This window comes from Ohtaekwangia koreensis, from assembly GCF_900167975.1.
GTDB classification, from domain to species: Bacteria; Bacteroidota; Bacteroidia; order Cytophagales; family Cyclobacteriaceae; genus Ohtaekwangia; species Ohtaekwangia koreensis.
Map to the genome: position 1 here is coordinate 1,365,079 of NZ_FUZU01000001.1, position 24,406 is coordinate 1,389,484.

18 protein-coding genes are annotated in these 24,406 nt (G+C 42.1%); 9 read left to right on the forward strand and 9 right to left on the reverse strand.

The genetic code is table 11. The features are described from left to right. Window positions 1–9: 9 nt before the first annotated feature. The 4 genes from B5Y40_RS05790 to B5Y40_RS05805 form a co-directional block, all read right to left on the reverse strand. Window positions 10–2,562 carry a hypothetical protein gene (locus B5Y40_RS05790; protein WP_079685732.1) on the reverse strand — a complete coding sequence of 851 codons (2,553 nt, stop codon included), beginning with the start codon at window positions 2,560–2,562 and terminating at the stop codon, window positions 10–12. A gap of 139 nt (window positions 2,563–2,701) precedes the next feature. Further along, window positions 2,702–3,886, reverse strand: a complete 1,185-nt coding sequence (locus B5Y40_RS05795) for a phosphoglycerate kinase (protein ID WP_079685733.1) — start codon at window positions 3,884–3,886, stop codon at window positions 2,702–2,704. Window positions 3,887–4,076: 190 nt separating this feature from the next. Further along, window positions 4,077–5,177 (reverse strand): 6-phosphofructokinase, encoded by a 1,101-nt coding sequence (locus B5Y40_RS05800; RefSeq protein WP_079685734.1) that lies wholly within the window; start codon window positions 5,175–5,177, stop codon window positions 4,077–4,079. A 137-nt stretch (window positions 5,178–5,314) separates the two neighbouring features. Then, window positions 5,315–6,271, reverse strand: a complete 957-nt coding sequence (locus tag B5Y40_RS05805) for an L-threonylcarbamoyladenylate synthase (protein ID WP_079685735.1) — start codon at window positions 6,269–6,271, stop codon at window positions 5,315–5,317. A 74-nt stretch (window positions 6,272–6,345) separates the two neighbouring features. Here B5Y40_RS05805 and B5Y40_RS05810 point away from each other — a divergent pair, with 74 nt between their 5' ends. The 4 genes from B5Y40_RS05810 (at window position 6,346) to B5Y40_RS05820 (ending at window position 9,858) form a co-directional block, all read left to right on the forward strand. Then, window positions 6,346–7,251 (forward strand): serine hydrolase, encoded by a 906-nt coding sequence (locus B5Y40_RS05810; RefSeq protein WP_079685736.1) that lies wholly within the window; start codon window positions 6,346–6,348, stop codon window positions 7,249–7,251. A 79-nt stretch (window positions 7,252–7,330) separates the two neighbouring features. Beyond that, window positions 7,331–8,731 (forward strand): KAP family P-loop NTPase fold protein, encoded by a 1,401-nt coding sequence (locus tag B5Y40_RS05815; RefSeq protein WP_079685737.1) that lies wholly within the window; start codon window positions 7,331–7,333, stop codon window positions 8,729–8,731. Between the two features lie 135 nt (window positions 8,732–8,866). Continuing rightward, window positions 8,867–9,028 carry a hypothetical protein gene (locus B5Y40_RS29535; RefSeq protein ID WP_159453614.1) on the forward strand — a complete coding sequence of 54 codons (162 nt, stop codon included), beginning with the start codon at window positions 8,867–8,869 and terminating at the stop codon, window positions 9,026–9,028. Between the two features lie 2 nt (window positions 9,029–9,030). Then, window positions 9,031–9,858 (forward strand): hypothetical protein, encoded by an 828-nt coding sequence (locus B5Y40_RS05820; RefSeq protein ID WP_079685738.1) that lies wholly within the window; start codon window positions 9,031–9,033, stop codon window positions 9,856–9,858. 4 nt (window positions 9,859–9,862) lie between these two features. Here the strand turns inward: B5Y40_RS05820 and B5Y40_RS05825 are convergent, their stop codons facing one another. The 5 genes from B5Y40_RS05825 to B5Y40_RS05845 form a co-directional block, all read right to left on the reverse strand. Further along, window positions 9,863–10,396 (reverse strand): NUDIX hydrolase, encoded by a 534-nt coding sequence (locus B5Y40_RS05825; protein ID WP_079685739.1) that lies wholly within the window; start codon window positions 10,394–10,396, stop codon window positions 9,863–9,865. Continuing rightward, entirely contained in the window at window positions 10,393–10,890 is a 498-nt protein-coding gene (locus tag B5Y40_RS05830; protein WP_159453615.1) for a DUF5655 domain-containing protein, read from the reverse strand. Before B5Y40_RS05830 ends, B5Y40_RS05825 begins: the two co-directional genes overlap by 4 nt. Next, window positions 10,805–11,152 carry a hypothetical protein gene (locus tag B5Y40_RS05835; protein ID WP_079685741.1) on the reverse strand — a complete coding sequence of 116 codons (348 nt, stop codon included), beginning with the start codon at window positions 11,150–11,152 and terminating at the stop codon, window positions 10,805–10,807. The genes B5Y40_RS05830 and B5Y40_RS05835 overlap by 86 nt, the downstream gene beginning before the upstream one ends. Before the next feature lie 160 nt (window positions 11,153–11,312). Beyond that, complete coding sequence (locus tag B5Y40_RS05840) at window positions 11,313–12,956, reverse strand: beta-N-acetylhexosaminidase (RefSeq protein WP_079685742.1); 1,644 nt, start codon at window positions 12,954–12,956, stop codon at window positions 11,313–11,315. Window positions 12,957–13,202: 246 nt separating this feature from the next. After that, complete coding sequence (locus B5Y40_RS05845) at window positions 13,203–18,413, reverse strand: T9SS type B sorting domain-containing protein (protein ID WP_079685743.1); 5,211 nt, start codon at window positions 18,411–18,413, stop codon at window positions 13,203–13,205. 345 nt (window positions 18,414–18,758) lie between these two features. On the opposite strand from B5Y40_RS05845, the gene B5Y40_RS05850 reads away from it, so the two are divergent. The 5 genes from B5Y40_RS05850 to argC all read left to right on the forward strand — a co-directional run bounded on the left by B5Y40_RS05850 (window position 18,759) and on the right by argC (window position 24,382). Further along, entirely contained in the window at window positions 18,759–19,802 is a 1,044-nt protein-coding gene (locus B5Y40_RS05850; RefSeq protein WP_079685744.1) for a PorP/SprF family type IX secretion system membrane protein, read from the forward strand. Between the two features lie 135 nt (window positions 19,803–19,937). After that, the gene (locus B5Y40_RS05855; protein ID WP_079685745.1) at window positions 19,938–20,543 is read left to right on the forward strand and encodes a trimeric intracellular cation channel family protein; all 606 of its coding nucleotides are present in this window, start codon (window positions 19,938–19,940) and stop codon (window positions 20,541–20,543) included. Between the two features lie 645 nt (window positions 20,544–21,188). Next, window positions 21,189–21,989 carry a GNAT family N-acetyltransferase gene (locus B5Y40_RS05860; protein WP_079687100.1) on the forward strand — a complete coding sequence of 267 codons (801 nt, stop codon included), beginning with the start codon at window positions 21,189–21,191 and terminating at the stop codon, window positions 21,987–21,989. A gap of 153 nt (window positions 21,990–22,142) precedes the next feature. Then, the gene (gene argG / locus B5Y40_RS05865; RefSeq protein WP_079685746.1) at window positions 22,143–23,351 is read left to right on the forward strand and encodes an argininosuccinate synthase; all 1,209 of its coding nucleotides are present in this window, start codon (window positions 22,143–22,145) and stop codon (window positions 23,349–23,351) included. A 50-nt stretch (window positions 23,352–23,401) separates the two neighbouring features. Continuing rightward, the gene (gene argC / locus B5Y40_RS05870; RefSeq protein ID WP_079685747.1) at window positions 23,402–24,382 is read left to right on the forward strand and encodes an N-acetyl-gamma-glutamyl-phosphate reductase; all 981 of its coding nucleotides are present in this window, start codon (window positions 23,402–23,404) and stop codon (window positions 24,380–24,382) included. Window positions 24,383–24,406 lie beyond the last annotated feature (24 nt).

The window sequence follows — 24,406 nt, forward strand, 5'->3', positions numbered from 1 at the left end:
GCATTTTTTTTATAAAGTTTTAGTCTTCATTTTCTGATAATCCGCGCGAATGGTCTCTGCCTGGATTTCATCTATTTGATAGTTCGATTTTTTGTTGTCGAGTTCTGCTACTGCCTTCTTCTGATACTTTACTGCTTCTTTTAACTTTCCACTTCTATACAGAAGGTGGGCATAGGTATCCAGATAGTAAGGATTTTTAGGGTCAAGTATAAGGGAAGATTTGGACCAGGTAAGGGCCTGCTGAAGTTTATTTTTATCAGCAACGTGTTGATAATAATGCCACGCTACATGATTGAGTGCCTCGGCATGTTTAAAGTATCCATACTTTGTATTGGCAAGTTCATCTGTATTATACCGGTAATTGCCACCGAGGAAGTAATAGTAATTATTGGAATAATCATAGTTCATTGCTTCCGGTATATTATCACGGTTTAATTGTTTCATGATAGCATCTGTGGTTGTGATAGCTGCATCAGGGTTGCCTCCAATTTCATTCAGGTAGTCGGTTACAAAAGGTTGCTCCAGGTCATTGTTATGAAGTGTATCATACCAGGCAACCTGGTTACTGATATAGAGCGGCATCTCCAATGCTTTGAGTGGTGGCAGGCGTTTGATCAATTCTCTTTGAAATGTAAGTGCCTTTTGTTTCTCTGCAGGAGAGGTGTCTATATAATTGATAAACCGGTTTACGCGCTTGCTGATGAGCTCATATAGCGAAATTGTATATCCGGAATAAGAATATGCATAGGAAGAGTATGCATACGCAGAAAGCGTTTTGTAATTCTGCACCAGGTACCGAAGGGATATCCGGGGATTAAACAATGTATCGTTCTGTGTAAGAAAAGCGCTGCTGTAATAAGGACAATAGTAATCATCGAATTGGTATACGATATATATTATCTGCGCTGCCATAGCGCTGTCGGCTGGTATATGTATATAGTACTTCGCCACCAACGAATCAAGAATTGCCTGCGCAAAAGTAGTATCTGCACGAAGAGTGAAGTCGCTATGGTAGCTGTCATCTAACGGCAATGCATAATAATATGGCGATTCTGTATAGGCCAAACTATCATACGACAAAGTGTCAATATTTGTGTCTTCACTATATACATCGACTATGGCATCGTACGCTGGTGAGACGACCGAATCTTCATATACAGGGACTGGCGGTGGAATATCCGTGACGATGCTCTCATATTGAATTTCATTTTTGTATTGTCCGGAAAGTGGCACGTATTTCAAATATTTATTGATATAGGTGCTATCAAAACCGCTCGCTTTGATCTTATCCGGCAGGAATGTAAAAGCATTGTGAATTTCAAGCTTTTGATAAAACGTATCTGAGTCGTAACCACAATAACCGGATTTCGTGATGTTGAAGTTTTCGCCGTAGGCTATGTATAGCAGCTTTTCATCAGGTGTAAGCACTACCGTTGCCGGGAATTCTTTTGCGCCCAGCGTACGAAACCGGAGGCTGTCTTTATCAGGTGCCATATAGAGTATATACCGGCTGTTAAAGGCAGCGGGTAAATTAGAGTAATCGTACGGATTGTTTAGCCCTTGCATCGCATCCTTTAGCGTATTGGAACCACAGTCTTTGCAGTTGCTGGGATGATAATATAGCACAAGATATCGGGCGGAATCCTGTGCTTGCTTCAAGGCTTTTTTATAGTCTGTTACGTATCGAACCGTGTCATGACTATACCAATCGTCAACGGGGTAGGTGGTAGTGTCGGTATAGGCATCGTAGTTGTAAAGATCTGCTGGCGGATCGATCAACTCAGAAATCGGAAGGTAAGTATACTCTTTAAGCATGGGGTAATGCTGTGGTTTTGCCTGAAACATATTTTCATCAAATGAGACATATCGTAGCGTGTCGATGCGATTATTGGCTTTGTTTCCCTGCGACTCTGTTAAGGCAAGCCCTATATCTGTTTTCCAGGCAATTAAACTTGTGGTGAAGGTATTGTCAATGTTACGGATGACGTAGAAGTCATTCGCTTTATCTGGTATAGTATAGGAATACGTTCTTTCACTTCCATAACCCTGGTGAAGAAATTGAATTTTATCTCCAGGTAATGCTTTAATAAGTTGAGAGTATATAGAGTCTTGGCTCTCAAAGTCTGTGACGTAATACGGATTTGATACGCTGTCCTTATCCAATGTAGTCACCAGTATACCATACGAAGATATAGGTGTATCACGTACGGAAACTTTAATAAGCCCATTCTTTATCTTTTTGTTATAGCGCATCCCGACATGAAATTCCTGAAAGTAAGGATCGATCGAAAGATGGATAGTGTCGTCTACGATGGAGTAAGTTCCCCAATAATTTCTGGAAAGCTTCTCTGCAGAAACTTGTAGAGAAAATTGATACTGATCGTTAAGACATACATTCAACTCGATGCTGCTAACTGTTGAATCAAGATTAATTTCAAAACGTTGATAATAGCAGCCTTTCAACTCGACAGGCGTTAAAGTCTGCGACCAGCTTTGTGTTATGGTTAGCAGCGAGAAAAGATTAATGACAGTAAACCGAGTAATAAATTTTAAAAGGGTCATGATGATAGATTCGGCAGCAAAACTATAATAATTTGATGAATCGTGATGAGGAGTTTGATTATTCAGGTCTGTTGTTAAAACAAAACAGCCCACAGTAAAACTATGGGCTGCTATATATAGGTATATCTTTCGAAGATGATTATTCCAGTGCTTTTACACCCGGTAATACTTTGCCTTCAAAATATTCAAGCAGCGCACCACCACCGGTGGATACGTAGCTTACATCGTCATTGAATCCGAATTGATTAACAGCCGCAGCAGAGTCACCACCACCGATCAGAGAGAAGCCTCCGTTTTTGGTTGCTTTTACAACGGCCTCGGCAACAGCTTTTGTGCCGGCAGCAAATTTCTCCATCTCAAATACACCCATCGGGCCGTTCCATAATATAGTCTTGGAGTTCTCAATTGCTTTCGCGAACACCTGTGTTGCTTCAGGGCCAATGTCAAGTCCCATCCAGCCATCTTTTATAGCGTTGTTGTTCGCTATATCTGTGTTGGCATCTGCTGCAAATTTATCAGCAACGATAGAGTCGATCGGCAATAAAAGCTCAACACCTTTTGCTTTTGCTTTTTGGATAAGCTCTTTTGCAAGATCAAGTTTATCGGCTTCCACTAATGAATTACCAATGTTACCACCCAATGCTTTAAAGAATGTATAGGCCATTCCACCGCCGATGATCAGGTTGTTTACTTTATCAAGTAAATTCTCGATGATCAGGATCTTGTCAGAAATTTTTGCACCACCCATAATCGCAGTGAAAGGTTTAGCAGCATTGCCTATAACTTTCTTTGCGTTCTCAAGTTCAGCAGACATTACGTAACCAGCACATTTATCTTTGAAGAATTGCGCTACGATAGTAGTCGAAGCATGTGCGCGGTGTGCTGTTCCGAAGGCATCGTTCACATATATATCACCATGCTTGGAAAGTTTTTCCGCGAAAGCGACATCGCCTTTTTCTTCTTGCTTATAGAAGCGTAAGTTCTCAAGCAAAAGTACTTCTCCTGGTTTCAACGCAGCAGAAAGTTTGAACGCTTCATCACCGATACAGTCACCACCAAATTTTACAGGGCGACCCAAGAGCTCTTCCGTTTTTTTGATGGTATGCTTTAATGAATATTTATCTTCAGGACCTTCTTTCGGGCGGCCAAGATGTGACATCAAAATACAGCTTCCTCCGTCATTCAAAATCTTTGTAAGGGTAGGGATAGTTGCACTGATACGGTTGTCGTCAGTAACGTTGAAACTCTTATCGAGCGGAACATTAAAGTCAACGCGAATGAGCGCGCGCTTGCCGTTAAAATTGATGTCATTAATTGTCTTCATGGTCGGATGTAGTTTGTTGTAAAATTTTTACGGACAGCAAAGCTAAGATTTTTGCGTTTTTACGGTAATGTGAACAGACAAAAAAGCCGGATTCTATTTGGTATTCGGGAAATTTCTCAAAACAAACGATTGCTAAATGGTGATTTCCTTTAATCAACTTTTCGTTATTGGAGGGAACTGAAATTGAAATTCAATCTCCAAAACTAATTCCGAGGCCTTTGGCAGCTTGCACCAGGTATGAATCCTTGTTTACTCCGTGATAGTCTTGCGTTGCTTCTTCCAATGATACAGCAGTGATCTCATTATTTTTGAACGCAACCATTTTACCAAAATCTTTGGTGAGTGCGAGTTCAAAAGCTTTCACGCCAAACAATGTAGCGAGTACACGGTCATACGCTACCGGAGTGCCACCTCGTTGTACGTGTCCTAATACAGTTTCGCGAATCTCTGCAGTACATCCGGCATCTTTCAATTGCTTTGAGAGTTGGAACGCAACACCACCGAGGCGTACGTGTTCTGATCCCTTATCTCCGGCCGAAGATGTAATGGTTCCTTCTTTAGGTCTTGCTCCTTCGGCTACCACTATATTTACGAAGCCTCTGCCTTTTTTATAGCGAAGGTTAATACGTTTTACCAGCTTATGTATATCATAGGGTATCTCGGGGATCAAACATATTTCTGCACCACCTGCTATAGCAGTATGTAATGCGATCCACCCGGCATCACGCCCCATAACTTCCATGATCATCGTACGATGATGGCTCTCTGCGGTTGTTACCAGTTTATCAAAGCTGTCTGTACCAATTTGTACAGCGGTTTGAAAACCAAACGTGACATCCGTTGCCGAGAGATCATTATCTATAGTCTTCGGTACACCAATCATGGGAATACCTTTGTCATATAGTACTTTCGATATCTTCTGCGAACCATCACCACCAATGTTGACGATGGCATCAAACTTCAATGCTTTTAATTTCTTTACAAGCTCGTCTGAGCGATCTATAAATTTTACAGTGCCATCTTTTTGTGGTACCGGGAATTTTATGGGGTTCGATTTGTTTGTTGTTTTCAATACTGTGCCACCACGCACATGTATACCTGCCGTAAATTTACTGGTGATTCTAACGATCTCCTGAGGATCATTCAATACACCGTTAAACGCTTCGATGCTTCCATATACTTCCCAGTTTTTTTCCTTGCGTGCGCGCTTGGCTACACCTCTGATCACAGCATTTAATCCAGGACAATCACCACCACCGGTGAGAATAAGTATTTTTTTAGGTTTCTCCATACTGATATAAGGCCCGTGTTTTATATAAAGCAACTAAAAAGTAAGCAGTAGGCAAAATGGACAATGATCTTTTTCAAATCATCGCATGATTGGCAGAACAGGGCGTGCAAGAATATAATACGATCTTTATGATCATGTTAAAAACTATCCACCGCTGCTGCTCTTCTGAGACGGTCATTGATTGCCCGACCTAATCCAACGTCAGGAACAAATTCAGCAAGTATATAGTCGATCGGCATTTTGTCGAAGGCACGCAGTGCAGTGAATAAATTTTGCGCTGCTTCTTCAAGATCACCGGAAGGTGAGAGTACAAATTGAAAGGGGGAATTAAAGTCAGACTGAAATGTAAGCAAGCCCGTAGCGTGTGCCGGGTATTGCTGAAGGAGATCTATAATGTTACCTATAATAACTTTTTTACCCGGAGCATAATGACTTTTTAATTGACCGGGGGCCTGTGGATTAGACGTGGAATGCGCTTGTACCTGAACAGGACCTGTAACGTTTTCAATTTGCTCGAGGCTTAATCCTCCCATACGATACACTATAGGTATATCATTTTCAAAACCTACTATTGTAGATTCTATACCTACGCGACACGGACCACCATCCAGTATATAGGCAATCTTGTCACCGAGTTGTTCATTGACATGTTGAGGTGTAGTAGGGCTCACATACCCAAACGGATTTGCACTCGGAGCCGCTAATGGAAATGAAAGTTCAGAGAGGAGTTGTCGTGTCAATGCATGATCCGGACAACGAATTCCTACCGTGTCTAAACCGGAAGTAACAAGATCAGGAATTATACTCTTCTTCTTGAGAAGCAATGTAAGTGGCCCGGGCCAAAACTGGTCCGTCAATCGTTTTACTGCAGCAGGTATATCCAGGGTATACTCATGCGCTGCCTCAAGATCGGGTACATGAACAATAAGGGGATCGAACTGTGGTCGGTTCTTGACCTCAAATATTTTTGTAACAGCGGAAACGTTCAGTGCATTTCCGGCCAGCCCATAAACTGTTTCGGTTGGTATTGCCACCACTTCGCCTTGCTCCAGCAGTGTTTTGGCGTACTCAATATTTGTTCCGATCTCTGCCATCGACCGCAAAGCTAAAATTTATTTGTTACCATGGCGTAAAGGAAGTAAGTTGTATTCACTAAAAATTTTACAACATGCGGGTATATTTTGTCGTAGTGTTCGCATTGCTTTCGCTTGTATGCCAAGCACAAAAAGAGGATAAAGTTTTGCAACAAAAATTACAGGAACTGGTAAAGGGTTTTAAAGGCGATGTCGGTATTTATGTTCGGAATTTAAAGACTGGAAAAATTGCTGCGATTGATGCTGATACTTTATTCCCTACGGCATCCATGATCAAAGTGCCGATTACCGTTGGCATGTTCGATAAAATTGAAAAGCAGGAGATACGTTATGACTCCATGCTTACCTATAAAGATTCCCTGCTATATGAAGGTGAAGATTTGCTGGGTTCATTTAAGGACGGTGAGAAGATTGCACTAAAAGCAGTGCTGATGTTAATGATCACCACGAGTGACAATACAGCCAGTTTATGGTGCCAGCTGATGGCAGGCAAGGGGACAACGATTAATGCCTGGCTCGACAATAATGGTTTCAAACAAACACGCGTCAATTCAAGAACTCCGGGGCGCGAAATGAATCGTACAAAATATGGCTGGGGGCAAACCACTCCTAAAGAAATGTCAGAACTTGTCGTACGCATTCGCGAAGGAAAAGTAATTAGTCCACGGGTAAGCGAACGTATCTATAGGAACCTGATTCGTATATACTGGGACACAGAGGCGTTGTCACAAATCCCACCGTACGTTCAGGTTGCTTCAAAGCAAGGGGCAGTAAACCAATCTCGATCGGAAGTTGCTTTGGTAAATGCACCACATGGTGATTATGTTTTTTGCGTCATCACTAAAAATCAAAAAGATGAAAGCTGGACCATCAATAACGAAGGCTGGGTATTGATCCGCAAAGTTTCATCTTTACTCTGGAATTACTTTGAGCCAGACTCCAAATGGAAACCAGCGAAGGGAATTGAAGAGTGGTATTGATAATGCCTCTTGGTTATTTTATTTTTTAGAACCATTTAAAGTATATAAATTGATAGTATATTTTTAGATATATTCTTAAATGAAAATAAAGCATCATGAAATAGAAGTAGTAACGGATGCTCCGTTTACTAATTGTAAGCTTAATAGAGAACCTTATGCAAAAGTCCTCACTGAAATAGTTAACAGTTATGCGGATGGTTTTGTCTTGGCTATTAACAACGAGTGGGGAACAGGAAAAACCACTTTTGTGAAAATGTGGAGACAGCAATTGAACAATGAGGGATTTCAAACTATTTATTTTAATGCTTGGGAAAACGATTTCAATGATAATCCACTTGTGGCGTTAATGTCGGAATTAAAACCACTAACCAAGGGTATAATTAATGGCGAAAAGGTGTTTAAATCAGTTGTTGAGAAGGGGGCTGTTTTAACAAAAAATGTTGCCCCTGCTATAGCAAGGTCTTTGATAAAGAAATATATTGTTGACGCCATTGAAAATACTACGAAAGCTGCTGCAGAGATACTCGAAGAAGAAATCAAAGAATACTCGGATAAAAAGAAGACCATTACAGAATTTCGAACCGAGTTAGAAAAATTCGTCAAGAAAAAGGGAGGTAATAAACCACTTATTTTTATTATTGATGAATTAGATCGTTGTCGGCCGAATTATGCAGTTGAAGTTTTGGAACAGTTGAAGCATTTCTTTTCTGTTAATGGAATCGTATTTGTCCTGTCAATAGACAAAAAACATTTAGCCAGTTCTGTAAGAGGGTTTTATGGAAGTGAGAAAATTAATACTGAAGAATATCTTAGGCGCTTTATTGATCTAGAGTATTCGATTCCTAGACCTTCAAATAAATTGTTTCTTAAATATTTATTTGATTATTATGAGTTAGATAAATTTTTTTATTCTAAAGAAAGAATACAATACGGTGAGCTACAAAGCGATGCTACCGATTTGCTTGACGTAGCTGAATTGTTATTCAATAAAACAAATCCAACACTTAGACAACAAGAAAAAATATTCGGTCAGACTCGATTGATTTTAAATTCCTTTAAACCTAATCAATATACTTTTTCGCATCTACTCTTTGTTTTGATTTATATTAAAACATTGCAAATTGAGCTTTATCAAAAAATAGAGAACAATGCTTTAACAATTCAGGAGTTAAGCGACAGTTTTGTCAGTGTAATGCCCTTAGAAATAAAAAATGATTACGGACGAAATCTACTCTATGTTGTCGCACTATTATTACATTTCTATAATAATAATCAGGAACATCAAAATAGAATTCAATTGCTGGAAAGTGGAACAGACGGAAATATAGCAACTCCAATTAAAATAAAACTGGCTGACAATGACAGCAAAAAGTTGGCTGGACTATTTAAAGAAATTAAACAAAGGTCGAATTACACAGATGGAAGTTTGAAATACTTAATATGTAGGATAAATTTAACTGAATCAGTTATTATAAATTGATCGAACTAATCGCTGCTATCATCCGTCCCTCAGTTGTTATTGAAGGAGTAATTTTTTCGCGTCACGATATCAATATTATATAAATTCTAATAGTATATTTTTAGCTTTGCAATAATAACTGATGCCAAAACTACCATGAGTAACAAAACCAGATCTATCCTCAAAGCTATTGCTGTAATTTTAGTATTGCTTGCCGTACTGATGCATATAGGATGGGTGGCTATTCCCGTAATTACGGTATATAAGTTCTGGATTGTAGTAATAGCGTTTGGATTGCTTTTAATCAGTAGTAAATAAGCGTGATCCGGATAGTCGGAAAAATACTGCTGTTTGCTTTTTTACTGGCTATACTTACCGTGGTAACGCAGGTGGGTGGTATTATCCTGCTGCTGACACTGGGTATAGTTTCGATTCTCCGAAAGCGACTTAAATCGGTATGGTCGCAATACATATCTGCTTTCTTAATATTCACCTGCCTGTATATATCGGGTACATTCTTGATTATACCCAGGACTGCAAAGCCATTCGGACGCGTGCCGTTGCCATTATACGGTAAGATAAAGCCACTTATGATAAGCACTGTTTTATTGAACAGACATTATGTAATACCCGCGTTACGAGATGTTGTTACGCAGGCGTCCCTGGCGATTGAGAAGAAACACACTGGAAGTATAGTGAATTACCTCGATGGTGGTTTCCCTTTCTACGATGGATTTCCATTGCTTCCACATCTCAGTCACAATGACGGACGTAAGCTGGATATCGCTTTTTTCTACAAGGATGTAAACGGGAGCAAGCTCGATGACGCTCCATCAGTGATAGGGTATGGGGTGTATGAATCTCCACGAACATCGGAAGTAAATTACCCCGAGCGCTGTGCTAGCAAAGGGTTCTGGCAGTATGGCATCATGGAGCGCATCGTTTCACAAAGCAAAAAACGCGACTATATATTTGATGCAAACCGAACCGCCGATTTTGTAAATATAGTATCGAAAAATAAAGACGTGCAGAAGATCTTTATCGAGCCGCACTTAAAAGAGCGATTGAAACTGAGGTCAGCAAAGATCAGGTTTCATGGTTGCCAGGCTGTGCGTCATGACGATCATATTCACGTGCAGATCTATTAATCCTCTATAGCTTTTTCAACATTCGGTCAATGGAGGCATTCGATGTATAGGCAGAAACCTCTTGTATGGGAAACCATTTTAAATCGATGGATTCTTCCGTGATCAGAAGTTTTTCCTGCTGGTCGGCCTCGAACAGAAAACGAACATCATAATGTAAATGCTCCGGAAAATCTTTTCGGGCAGGAATGGTATGTATATCCAAATCGAAAATATACTTGTCAAGAAGTTTAAATTTCTTGAGCCCGGTTTCTTCTTCTGCTTCGCGTAAGGCTACTCCCAATATATCTTCATCGCCATCAGCATGGCCACCCGGTTGGAGCCATTTGTCAAGCTTCGCATGATGTGTGAGGAGTATAGAACTTCTTGAAGAGTCAGTAATGAATGCTGAACCTGTGATGTGTCCGGGCAAGTGATCGCGGTGGAAGGCACGATCATGCGTGAGTAAATCCAGAAATTGCTGAACGAAATTTTTCTCTTCCGCGAACGATGTGGTATAGCTGGTAAGTGCCTCTACTAAAATCTGACGTGTATAGGTCATTGTTTTGTCAGGTCGTATGATTGTTTGATCCATTGAATCACGGGCTTGGTAATGTCTTCGGGTTTTTCAAATCGTGCGGCATGCAGTACACGATTTTTCGATTGTTGCCTGGAGGCAAAGATTGGAAACTCTTCAGTTTTTTCAGGCAGGAAGAATGAAATATCCAGATATTTTTTGCGAGGCTTTATTGTGAGAAATGTACTTTTATGTTTCAGCATGATATAGTCCTTTATAGGACTCACTGAAAATACACCGGTCTTTTTAACGATATGTAAAAGGTGATCATATATTTCAATGATCACCTCTGGTTGATTTTTTAATTGAGCACCTGCTGTTGTACGTTCGCAGTGATGTCGCTGGTTGGTGCCTCTGAAGCTTCGTCCGCATGTCGGACATTCCCACATAGTCTTATTGAATAACGATGGTAACTTTATTAATGCGATTGGCTTCGAGTTTACCGGTTTGCTCGCCACCTCCAGTATTGTCTTTATCATCCTTGCGGGCGATAACGTAATACGTAATAGCTTTCAGTTCTTTGAATTTCACAACGCCTTTCGCATCGGTCTTTCCTTCTGCTACAGGGTTCGTCTCTGCTTTATAGTCATCTTCGGTTTCGAATAGTTGTACCGTTGTGCCTTGCTCTGTATTGCCTAAATCATTTCGGATTGTAATGGTAAGCTGTGTTTTGATCAATTGAAAACTGAGTGCAACAAGCAGGAAGCTTATGGCTGCAATAAATCTGAAGGTTGTCTTCATGGTTGTATACTATTTAGATTTTAAAATACAATTTATAGCACATTTCTTATTCCTTTGGAATCGAAAATAAAAAGGGCTGCCGACATCTGCCAGCAGCCCGAAGGTAAGCTTAAAGTTTATTTTATGCACTACAAAAATGAAGTGCTCTGCTAGTGGTCAATTACTTCTTTGAGATGTTTAAACTGTCTATTTCTTTTTGGATGTGTTTGGCATAGTTTACCTTCCATTCATCCAATCTTTTAAAATGGGTATTCATACGCGTCAGGAAGTCTTTGTAATCGCGGCCTTCTTTCGGAGACCATACCACTTCTGCCATCGCGCACGCGCGTGGGTATACCATATACTCTGCATGGTCGCTGGTAGGTATATATTCTGTCCACACATTGGCTTGTGCTCCCAGAATATGTTTAGCCTCGTCAGCCGTAAGCTGTGCCGGAACAGGTTCGTATGAATATACTTCACGCACCGGAGTATAATTTCCGATTGCCAGAGGTTCAGACTTACTTGTATCCTGGTAATGATCAAAGTAACACCAGTTACCTGGAGTCATAATCACATCGTGATTTTGCTTGGCAGCGGCGATGCCGCCTTCCTCACCACGCCAGCTCATTACAGTAGCATTCGGTGCAAGACCACCTTCGAGGATTTCATCCCACCCAATAATTTGGCGGTTTTTTCCATTAAGGTATTTCTCTATGCGCTGTATAAAATAGCTCTGAAGCTCGTGCGTATTTTTAAGCTTTTCTTCCTTCATGCGCTTTTTGCAATGCGGACATTTCTCCCAGCGTGTTTTTGGACACTCATCGCCTCCTATATGTATATATTGGCTTGGGAAAAGTTCCAGAACTTCATCCAGTACATCTTGTAAAAAAACAAATGTATCTTCTTTGCCTGCGCAGAATACATCATCGAAAACGCCCCAGGTAGTAGCGACTTCGTAAGGTCCACCGGTACAGCCAAGATTGGGATATGCTGTGAGTGCCGCAAGTGCGTGGCCCGGCAATTCGATCTCCGGAATGATGGTCACATAGCGATCGGCTGCATACTTCACGATGTCTTTCACTTCATCTTGTGTATAGAATCCACCGTATCGTTTGCCATCAAAGTTCTTCGCGTTGTTACGATCTGCGGTACGTGCGTGGCCTATAACCGTTTCCTTTCTATAGGCTCCTATTTCCTGGAGCTTCGGATATTTTTTGATCTCGATTCTCCATCCCTGGTCTTCTGTAAGATGCCAGTGAAAGCGATTGAATTTATGATGTGCCAGGAGATCTATATACTTCTTGATAAACTCCGGAGGGAATGTATGTCTGCCTACATCAAGATGAAGTCCGCGATAGGCGAAGCGCGGATAATCGGTAATCGTAACGAATGGAACTTCTTTACTGTTCTCCGTAAGGATTTGTAGCAGCGTTTGTGCTCCGTAAAATAATCCGGCACCACTGTTGGCTTGTATACTTACACCTTTGTCGTCAACCGTAAGTTTATAGCCTTCCTCGTGAAGCGTAGAGTCTTCTATGGTATATAAGGCAATCTGGTTTTCATCTTTGGTGAATTCGGAAACCGTGGCGTCAATGTTTTTTGATTTGAGAAATATAGCAAGCAGATCCGCTACATTTTTTTCATCGGCAGATTTCGCAATGATAGCAACCGATTTGTCCCAATGTATATGATCATTGCCGGGTGTTAATGAAACAGGTTTGGGAATGATGCCGGGTATAGTAACGGCTTCCTTCTGTTCTTCTTTCTTCGAACATCCTGCCAGCAGAAGCAAGACAACGAAGGGATAGATGAGTTTTTTCATGAAGTCTGATTGATTGGTTTTATGCAGTATAGAAAAACAATCTCCAATAACCAACGAAAGTGAAAGGTGTGTCTGTGTGCTTGTGATGACTGGGGATTACGTGGTAGAATTGGAGTAGGGAAGGTGATTCGAAGCTAAAAATTTAAAAGCCAACCGTATATATAGCGGGTCGAAAGGGCTGCATGAAAAGAAAAATGCCGGACGATTTGCCCGGCATTTTTTGATCATATTGAATCTTTTAATTTTCTATCTCACCAACAGAACGCCACCTCGTTTTTCCTTTGTTCCGTCTTGTGGGCGGTAGGAACTCTTGTAGCGAACAACGTATGAATATGTGCCTGCTGGCAAGATTTGCCCGGCATTGTTATTATAGCCACCATTCCATTCGAATTGACGATCGGTAGATGCAAATACCATCTCGCCCCAGCGATTGAAGATATATACCTGGAAGCCGTCATCATCGATAAAGAATGTAAAGAGTTTGAACGCTACGTTTTCCTCTAAACCATTTACAGGTCGGAAAGCATTCGGTCCTACAATTACCGGATCGCACTGAACACTTACGGTTGTACGATCTGAACTGAAGCATCCAAATGCATTTTCAAGTTCTACCTGAAATATACCAGCACGATCTGCTGTATAGGTTTGTGTTGTTTCACCTAATGGAGATGCCGAACCACTGATTACCTCGAACCATTCGTAGCTTACGAAGTCAGGTCCAGGATCAAGAATCGCTACACGTGTGTTCTCATCGGGGTTTGCCTCATCCGGACAGATCAATCGTGTATCGGTAAGTTTACCAGGCGTTGAAGGCGCAAGGAGTATATCAAGGTCAGCCGTTGCCGGACATATACCATCAGATACAGTTACAGAGTATAGTCCTTCTTGCGTCTGGCCATCCAGTTGAGCAGTGTTTCCTCCGGCAATAGCCGTTCCATCCAATGACCATGTATAACTGCTCACCGCTCTGTTTGGTGTTGCTAACAGTGCGAATGGAGATCCGTCACACGGAGGATTTACCGTTGATATAGTAACGCTCAGCGGTCCAGATATAGTCACAGGTTTCAGTACTGTTTTAGGTGCACAACCAGAGATTGGACTTTGCATGCTAAGTGTATAGTTGCCTGAAGTTGTGACGCTAAACTGTTGACCAGTGCCTACTACGGATCCATTTAATGACCATATGTAGAAGTAACTTCCAACAGGGTTTGCATTTCCGGTGGGTGCGGCTACAAGTATAACCGGTGTTGTACAAGGGTCGAATGTAAAGTCAGGAACGAAGTTATCTACGGACACTGTTTGTGTCACAGTTGCAGGGCAAACTCCAGCAGGGCCATCATCAATCACCACTTGTAAATTGTACGTTCCTTCATTTATCGTAACAGTTGCCTGTGAAGGATCGGTACTTATACCATTGGCTGGCGTTGATGTCCATGCAAACGTAGTTGCACCTGTGCCTGTCGCTGTGACTTGAGCAGAAGTACAGAGGTTGGTTGTGTTAATAGCTGCATTTGCTATAACAGCGCCTTGCGTCAACGTTACAGTTGCTCCTGCCACGCAGTTTCCTGCGTCCGTTACTTCAATTACATAGTCACCAGGAGTATACGAACCGGTAGTTGCCTGAGGATTTGTAGTAAGACTTCCACTCTCAACGGCGACAGTCGGGTTTGCCACGGCAAAGATTTTATAGGTACCTGTGGTAGCCGGAGTTGTACTGATTGAAAGAGGTGCGGTATCGCAAATTGTAGCGGATGTATTGTTGACTGTAAATGTATTCGTACTTATCGTGGTTGCATCATTTGTAAAACATCCTGTTACCTGATCTACAACCTGTATTGAATATGTACCTACTCCCAAGCCTGTGGCTGATCCTAAGAATGGCACGGCTATATTTGATTGACTATCCGTATAGCTTGGTCCTGCCATAGTATAGGAAACAGGCGAACCAACAGGTTGCGAGATGTTAATCGAAACGACTCCCGTTAACGCTCCGCAGGCAATAGTACCACCTGGCGTAAGTGCAACCATTGGAGATCGATTCACAGTATACACCACCGTGTCACTTGTTATACACAATGTTGTTGGATCCGTATATACTACCAGATATTCAAACACTCCCGCTGTTGTAAAATCTACAGCCTGTGTTGGGCCAGTGTTACCTGCTATAGTGCCACCGTTCAGTTTCCAAACATGATTCTGGAGATTTATACCTGTATTCAAAGTTATACCTGCTCCTGCTGCAGAACACACTGTCGAATCCGGTCCAAAGTCTATCGTTGTTAATGAAGGGTATACATCAATTTGTCCATCGGTAGTACATCCTGAAATTGTATTCGTAACAGTTACTGAGTAGAAGCCTGGACGGCTGATGCTGATTGTTTTAGTAGTATCACCTGTTTCCCAAAGATACGCGAGATCAGCCGCGTTGGTTGGGTTTGCATCCAGCGTAAGCGGAGGAGTACAAAGTGCCAGCGTTGCTGAAGGATCTGCAGGAGGTGCATAAATTCTGAACTGTTGTGTTAATGTAGTATCCAGACCGCAACGATTTGTGATCTGTAATGTAGCAGTATATAATCCGGCAGCGCCCATCAGGAAGTTAAAGGTCTCTTCTGTGGATGTTGTTACCACTGCTCCGCCCGATGACGTGATTTGCCAGAAGAATGAATCGATTGGATCGGTTCCTGATCCCGAGAAATTTGTTGAGTCTCCCAAACATTGCCCCGTCACAACAATAGACGGGCCTTGTATTGGATCGGAGATAATTTGTATGAAGTTTGGCAGTCCCAGGCGGCTCAACGTAGAGGCTGCTGGTACCGCAGGCTGAAGTGGAAACTGGCTCACGTTAAAGGTAGAGGCAATCGTTGTATCAGCGTTTACTTGAATCACACCTAAGTATGGCTTGTTGTTAACGGCCACGTAAATTTGTCCGTCAGGTCCAAGCTGTATAGCACCCAATTCTTCATTATAATCGGTGTCAGACATAGCAGGAGGTCCATCTACTTCGAATGGTATACCGAGTGTATCGAACGCGAATTCATATACTTTAGAAGTCGAGCCTAGTAACGTTGCAAAAAGTTTGTTACCACCTGCACCAAATTCAACACCATATACTTGTCCGGTGGTGCTTCCTAAATTAACAGAACGGAAATTTGTAACGGCTCCGCTTGAATCCGCAAAGTCAAAAATCTCAACGATGTTGGAAACTCCGGGAGTCGAGAGCGCAACGGCTAATCTGTTCTGAGCACCCAGCTTCATATAGCCTTGTCCATTCTGTGCACTGGCCATAGAGTGGTCTGAGCCTATACTTGAAATAACAGGATTACCAATTCCTAATGTGGAGATCTGATAAGCACGAAAGGAGTTGTTTCCATATTCGTGTGCAATCAGCCAGTTACCATTACCGGTAATTCTTTCCGTACTCTTCGTAAAGAGTGTAACGTTTTGTTCAACAAGTCCACCACTTCCATTATTCAATTTAAGATCGAATAAAGAATAGCTTAAGCGGAATGTATAGGAGCCATAGATCTCTTGTGTAGTAAATATATAGTATAGGGTTTCATCGCCAGGTACAGGTATAATCAGCACAGATTGTGCAGCACCGGGTTCTCCACCTATACCTGCAGCTATTTCTGTAAAGCTTCTGTCCCAGACTTTATCACCATCCGTAAAGAAAATTACCTGACCATTACGATCAGAGATTGTAGACGTTCCTTCCGGTGCATTCATAACAGGATTTGAAATTGCCTGTGCTGGTCCCGCGGGTACGTCAAACAATGGATTAAAATCTATACCGGCATTCTGTCCAAAGTACCAGATGTTGGCGCGTTGGTCCTGAACATCGTACTCTTTAATGTTTACACCAGCATAAGTAGAACAACCTCCTACGGTCGCTACGAGATAATAATATCCGGCAGAGTCAGGTTGAAGGGTAGCCGTTGTTCCGGAAGAAGGAGCGCCAATTGCACCAGCAGGTCCAAACCATTGCCAGGTAGGAGTACCGCTTCCCTGAATCTGGGCCGTTACACTAAACCGGTTACAAGGAGGTGGTGGGTTAGATGCCTTTGGAAATGGAAGTTCACAGCTACAGGCCGTAGTGTCTTGCACCAGGTTGATCTGCGTATCAAAATCATTTATAGTAATGGCTTGTGTAGTATCTTTTTGTTGTCCGTTGAGAAAAGCGGTAACCGTTACATCATAGGTTCCTCCTGCCTGATAGGTATATACCGGGCTCCAGTCACTGGAAGATGTACCATCCCCGAAATCCCATGTGAGGCTGTCTGCGCCTGGTGCTACCGTTGGGAAGAAAGATGTAGGAGCGTTCGCACAAAATCCTTTTGCTTCAAAATATACTTTCATCTTAACGCTATCGCGTGGTGCGAAGGAAGGAAATTGCCTTCCACCAAAATTCCCGGTAAAGGCTGTAGAAGCATATTCAACTTCACTGGCTATTGTATCAGTATCTGTGATCGCACCCAGGAAGAAAGATCCGCCTGACTGGTATAAATGATAGATCGTACTGTCAGGCCCCATCTGCAAGCCATAGCTTTCAGCAGGCTTCGTTGTTAAAACAGAAACAGGAGACAGTGTTGGTGCCGTGAGATCATATTGAAGTACATCTCCGGTAGCGGCTCCTTCACCAAAAACAGAGATATATAAGTATTGTCCATTGCTGCTGAATTCAGCATCATATATAGCTTGTGTAATGGCCCCGCTCACAGCAGAATTGTTCACACGTGTGCCGGTAAGCGTTGGTAATGTAGCGGGTGCTACGGGAAAAGCAATGTCAAAAATTTCCAGGTCACGGTTGGCTTCCTTCGGAGAAACAGCGATGCGCTTAGTCGCTGCGTTGTAAGCAAAGTTTGCAGCATTCTCAATTAACCCAATGGATACGCTGCCCTCGTATGTAACGCCCGTTGTACTGATCTTTACAAAATGATAGTTTGTCGTGTTAATCTCATGGGTCATCAGCCAAAAGTCACTGCCGGTTGTATCGGCAAGCATCAACATCCCTTCAGAAAGGTTGGACGGCAAGCTGGCAATTACCTGGTTCTTGGTAGTAACATCACCTAATGGAGGCTGACCGAAGTTAGTGGCGTTACCGATTTGAAGAGAGTCAACGATACTGAACCGGACGGTTCCGGCAGCATCAGCATGAAAGATATAGTATTGATTGGAGCTCGCCGGATTCTGACAAATAACAACGGGTTGGTTCCTGGTGTTGTCTCCCGTTATAGCACCATTCGGCATCGCCTGATGTGATGCATCGATCACGCGTGTTCCATCGGTATAGAAAAACAAATTACCCGTTACCGGATCACTTGCTACGGCGCTTCCTCCTGTACCAAAAGGTGTAAACTGATTTGTTACCAGAGACGCGGAGTTGTCAGTGCGGCTGAAACGTATGCCTCGATTACTGTTACCGAAGTACCAGTTATGACCGGCAAAGTTCTGTGCCATGGAGCAGACCGGTATGACTGCTGCTATAAAAAAAAGAAACCGGTAAAAAATTTTTCTCACGTTCGTTCAGTGTTAGGTTCTGTAACTTACCAATCTTCTCAATAATGTGTCAAATGTAAAACGCTCAAGTTGTTTTAAAGTATACAATTTGAGTTAAAATTAACCGTTAATCGTTTGCTGCTTGCTGTTAATCGACAATACCGGGTATAGTCGTGTTAATCGGTGTTTGATACAACTGAACACTGAACGGTTAACGGATAACGGTTTTTCTGCGGATGGATAACGGATAACGAATAACTTTTTATTACTTTGCCCCGATTGCACACTTTAAAAGAACACGACTCGATGTACAGGATACTCCTGCTTTCAGGTATATTAATGCTGGTGCTGGTTGGTGCGGTAACTGCCCAGGATCCTCAATTTTCTCAATTTTATGCTGCTCCCCTATATCTGAACCCTGCACTTACCGGGGCTACGAACCAGGCAAGAGCTGGTATAAATTATAGAAATCAGTGGCCCGCTATTGATGCGAACTTCACTACGATGTCCGCATACTTCGATTATTTTATCGAAGACAAGAACAGTGGTATTGGTGTTATTCTTACGCGTGACCGCGAGGGACTGGCTGGCTTGCAATCCATTAGTCTTGGGTTGCAATACTCATATGAACTTCAACTTACAAAATATCTGGGCTTCCGTCCCGGAGTACAGATCGCATTGTTTAACCGTGATGTAAACTTTGATAAGTTGACTTTTGGTGATCAGTTCGATCAGAGCACAGGACAGATCATTAGCAGCGAAACGGCAGAAACATTTAATACACAATCCAGCAGAACATTTGTTGATCTTTCTTTTGGTGGAGTATTCTTTACCAGGAATGCATGGCTCGGAGTTTCAACGTGGCACCTTACCCGCCCTAATCAAAGCTTGATAGGAGAAGAAAGCAAACTGCCGGTAAAGATGTCGGTGCATGGTGGATTCAAATTTTACATGAAGCCTGGAGTAGTAGGAAGCGGTGTATATGCCCGTAAATCCGAGCGAAGTATAGCACCGGCTTTTCAATATCGTCACCAGGGACAATGGGATCAGGTTGATCTCGGAATGTATTTTACTTTTGAGCCACTCGTTCTTGGAACGTGGTATCGTGGAGTACCTTTTAAAAATTTAGGAGGTGTTGTTAACAATGAGTCGATCGTATTGCTTCTTGGCTTTACCAAGCTCGGAGCAAAAGATGCTATCAACATAGGCTATAGCTACGACTTTACTATCTCCAAGCTTGGCTCCGGTAGCGGTGGTGCTCACGAATTCAGCCTTGTATATACCTGGCCCATGCGGAACCCCCGTAAGCCACCAAAGGATAAACTTATTATTCCTTGTCCTGATTTTTAGTGGACATGATCCCGATATAAAAAAGCTTCCTCATGGAAGCTTTTTTATGAGCGTACCACTCTGATATTTTCAGTGATTGTTTGTATTCACTGTCAGGATATAATTCAGACCAATACTTCTCTTAACTTTAACACCATGAATCTTCAATATTCACTGGAGCTTTTTGGTACATTCTTCTTTGCTATATCCGGAGCACTTGCCATCCAGGACAAAGAACACGATTGGTTTGGTGCCGGCTTCACCGGGTTTGTTACCGCTATAGGAGGCGGAAGTTTACGCGATATGATCCTGGGAAGTTATCCGCTTGTGTGGGTTGGTGACATAAATTTTCTCTACAGCATTATAGCCGGTGTAATTTCAGCTATAGTTTTCTTTCGGTATATCATTCGGTTACGTAAAACATTTTTCCTCTTCGATACTTTTGGAATAGCGTTCTTTACTGTGCTCGGTGTCGAGAAATCATTGAGTCTTGGTGTTCGCCCGGAGATCGCTGCAATCATGGGAATGTTCTCGGCTATTATGGGAGGTGTGATCCGCGATACACTTACCAACGAGACACCGGTAATCTTTCGAAAAGAGATCTATGCGACAGCGTGTCTGGCAGGAGCAGTGTGTTACCTGTTACTTGATCTGCATACTTCCATGGAGCGAAACACTACGCTTCTAATCTCTGCAGGCGTTATCATCGCCATCCGCATCGTAGCGGTAAAATTCAAATTATCGTTGCCTGAGTTGAAATAGTTGTTTGAAGTTATAACCTATAGTTGTTGCTATAGCATAGTCAGTAAAGTTGAAGAGAGCATCATACCTATCTGATGTATGATTTTAGATAGTAACATCTGATTACTTTATGAGTCTATAGCCTATACAGGAACGTTGAGATTTAGTGTGAGCAGCATGAAGATCAAAGCGTCTAGCCGTCACGATTGAAGCAAAAATTCTCGGTTAATATTGCGCCTCTCTAGCGGTTGATTTACTAACGGAAGTTAGTGGTTGTAAAAAAAAAGTAAAGTTCTTATGCAAATGTTTGCCATTAAACAAACTTTTCCGTTTAATTTTGCATTTGGATTTAGAAAGAAAACAAAAACATAAACTGAATGATTTTCATCTAACGTTTCACTTTAACGCTTGAAAAGAAATTGAAAACATTGTTCACCATAATAAAAGCTGCTAAGGCTGCTTACCAATCTGATAGAACGTTCCAGTTCTTATTTAACGCCTGTATGGTGACCAGGCGACCGCGACCCGTACGCTTTGCGCGTATCTGATACCTCCATCATACAACTTGTTGTTGATTTAACGTGATGTCAAGGACATTGCGTTTTTGTGCTTTTCCCCGGGCACGGAGTTTTCAATTCATCATCACTTTATAATTCAGAATTCACATTGGAAAATCAAATTATAATTGTCAGACTGGCAACAGCTGACGATAAACATTACGCAGAGACCATCACAAACGAGATGGAAGAATCTGCAAAAGCGCGTGGTACCGGTATTGCCAAGCGCTCACCTCTATACATCGAGAAGAAGATGGAAGAAGGTAAAGCGATCATCGCTGTAACAGATCAGGGTACATGGGTTGGCTTTTGCTATATAGAAGCATGGGAGCATGATAAGTATGTAGCCAACTCCGGTCTTATTGTTTCTCCTGCATTTCGTAAGACAGGTGTAGCAACGGAAATCAAACACAAAGTCTTCAACTTGTCACGTGAGAAATATCCTCACGCTAAAATATTTGGTCTTACTACCGGTCTCGCAGTAATGAAGATCAACTCTGATCTTGGTTACGAGCCTGTTACCTATTCTGAACTTACCAACGATGAAGAGTTTTGGAAAGGCTGCCAGAGCTGTGTGAACTATGAGATACTGATGAGCAAAGGCAGAAAGAACTGCATGTGTACTGCCATGTTGTTTGACCCTGCAGAAGCAGAAGCAAAGATCAAAGCAGCAGAAGCTGCCAAAGCTCTGACACAAGCAACGCCTGTGAAAGTTGCTGAGACAGTAGTGACGCCTGAAGGAGAACTGGTAACACATCGCCATCGCGAGTTCAAAGGCAACTTCAAACTGTTTGAACGCTGGGTGCGCTTCAAACAATTCGTTCTGTTGAAATCCTCCCGTAAAAAAGACGAAGGCAACGGAGATAAATCCGATAGGAAATCTTTGTTAAGCTTTTTCTTCTTTTGGTAAAATCAGAAGCAGAGAAGTAAGTCTATACTAAACAGTGTTGATTTAAGTCAGCATATAGTTTTGTATAAGATAGGTATGTCTAAATTTAGCTTCGCTTAAAGGAAGCGCACACATAAACAAACACACCCAGGCACAGCTTTAAAAAATATACAGATGAGTAAAAAGAAAGTCGTATTAGCATTCAGCGGAGGTCTTGATACCTCGTATTGTGTAAAGTATTTAGGTGAAGAAAAAGGATATGAGATTCATACCATCACGGTAAATACCGGTGGTTTTGATGAAAAGGAAATCAAAGAGATTGAAGCGCGTGCTAAAAATCTTGGCGTTGCTTCACACAAAACAGTAGACGAAACAAAGAACTATTACGAGAAGGTAATCCGCTACCTCATCTATGGAAATATACTAAAGAACAATACCTATCCGCTTAGTGTAAGTGCCGAGCGTATGTCGCAAGCGTTGGCTGTGGCGATCTATGCAAAGGAGATTAAAGCTGATGCAGTGGCACACGGAAGCACTGGAGCTGGTAACGACCAGGTTCGTTTCGATATGATCCTGAATATACTTGTGCCCGGTATAGAGATCATCACACCGATCCGTGAATTGAAACTGTCACGTGAAGAAGAAATTGCTTTCCTGAAATCGAAAGGTGTACAAATGAATTTCGAGAAAGCGATATACTCCATCAACAAAGGTATATGGGGAACATCTGTAGGAGGGAAGGAGACATTGAAGTCGCTGGGCATGTTGCCCGAAGAAGCGTGGCCTACACAAGTTACGAAGGCAGGAAGTGAACAAGTGAAACTTACTTTCGAGAAAGGTGAGCTTAAGAAAATAAATGATAAAAGTTTCGCCCATCCGGTAGAAGCAATTCAACACCTGCAGTCTATAGCAGGCCCTTACGGGATTGGCAGAGATATACATGTAGGCGATACGATCATAGGTATAAAGGGTCGCGTAGGCTTTGAAGCTGCCGCTCCTATACTCGTGTTGAAGGCGCATCATGCACTGGAGAAACACGTGCTTACCAAATGGCAACTCAGCTGGAAAGATCAGCTTGCACAATTTTATGGTAACTGGTTACACGAAGGACAATACCTGGATCCGATCATGCGCGACATCGAGGCTTTCCTCACGAATGCTCAGCAAAATGTAACCGGTGATGTTACTATACAACTCCATCCCTATAGATACCAGGTGCTGGGCATTGAATCATCCTATGATCTCATGTCATCGAAGTTTGGCAAGTACGGTGAAATGAATCTCGGTTGGACGGGCGATGATGTGAAAGGCTTCACGAAGATCTTCGGCAACCAGACTGCTATATATCATCAGGTGAAGGAAGAGAATGAAGCTAAAAGCTAAAGGCGTAGGCCAAGGCTTTAGTTTTTCTATTCCGCTTAAAAAATAAAGAAATGACGAACACAAAAATACGAGTAGGCATTATAGGCGGTGCAGGATACGGAGGCGGTGAAACGATCCGGTTGTTGCTGAACCATCCACAAGCCGAGTTGTCTTTTGTTCATAGCCGGAGTAATGCAGGTAATCCGCTATACTCTGTGCACGCAGATTTGCAGGGTGATACTGAACTGAAATTTACAGATACACTGCAGCAGGATGTAGACGCATTAATTATATGCCTTGGTCATGGGGAAAGTAAAAAGTTTCTTCAGGACAATGCTATTGATGCCAGGATTAAAGTTATAGATCTCAGTCAGGATTTCAGATTAGGAGAATCCGTTCAGGGCCGATCATTTGTATATGGATTGCCAGAGTTGAACAGAGAAGCTATAAAGAAGGCAAGTAATATAGCGAATCCGGGATGCTTCGCTACCGCTATTCAGCTTGGATTACTTCCTTTAGCAAAGGCAGGTATATTAAAAGAAGTTTTTGCAACGGGTATCACAGGCTCTACCGGAGCCGGGCAGAAGTTACAGGATACTACGCATTTTACGTGGCGTGCGAATAATATATCGGCCTATAAAACGCTTACGCACCAGCATCTGAAGGAGATCAATCAATCCTTGAAACAACTTCAGTCTGGATTCAGCGATGCTATAAATTTCATTCCATGGCGCGGTGATTTTGCGCGCGGAATTTTTGTGAGCTCCTGCATTACAACGGATCGTTCACTCGATGACCTGAAGAGTATATATAAAGATTTTTATGCAGGTCATCCTTTTACGATCGTTTCCGATGATACGATCGATATGAAGCAAATCGTGAATACGAATAAATGTTTGATCGGTATAGAAAAAGAAGGTAATAAAGTAGTAGTTCATTCTGCTATCGACAACTTGCTGAAAGGCGCATCCGGTCAGGCTATTCAAAATATAAATTTGCTTTTTGGCTTGGAAGAAACGACCGGCTTGAAGTTGAAGAGCATTGTGTTTTAAGGTATATATCTTTATCTGTGTTTT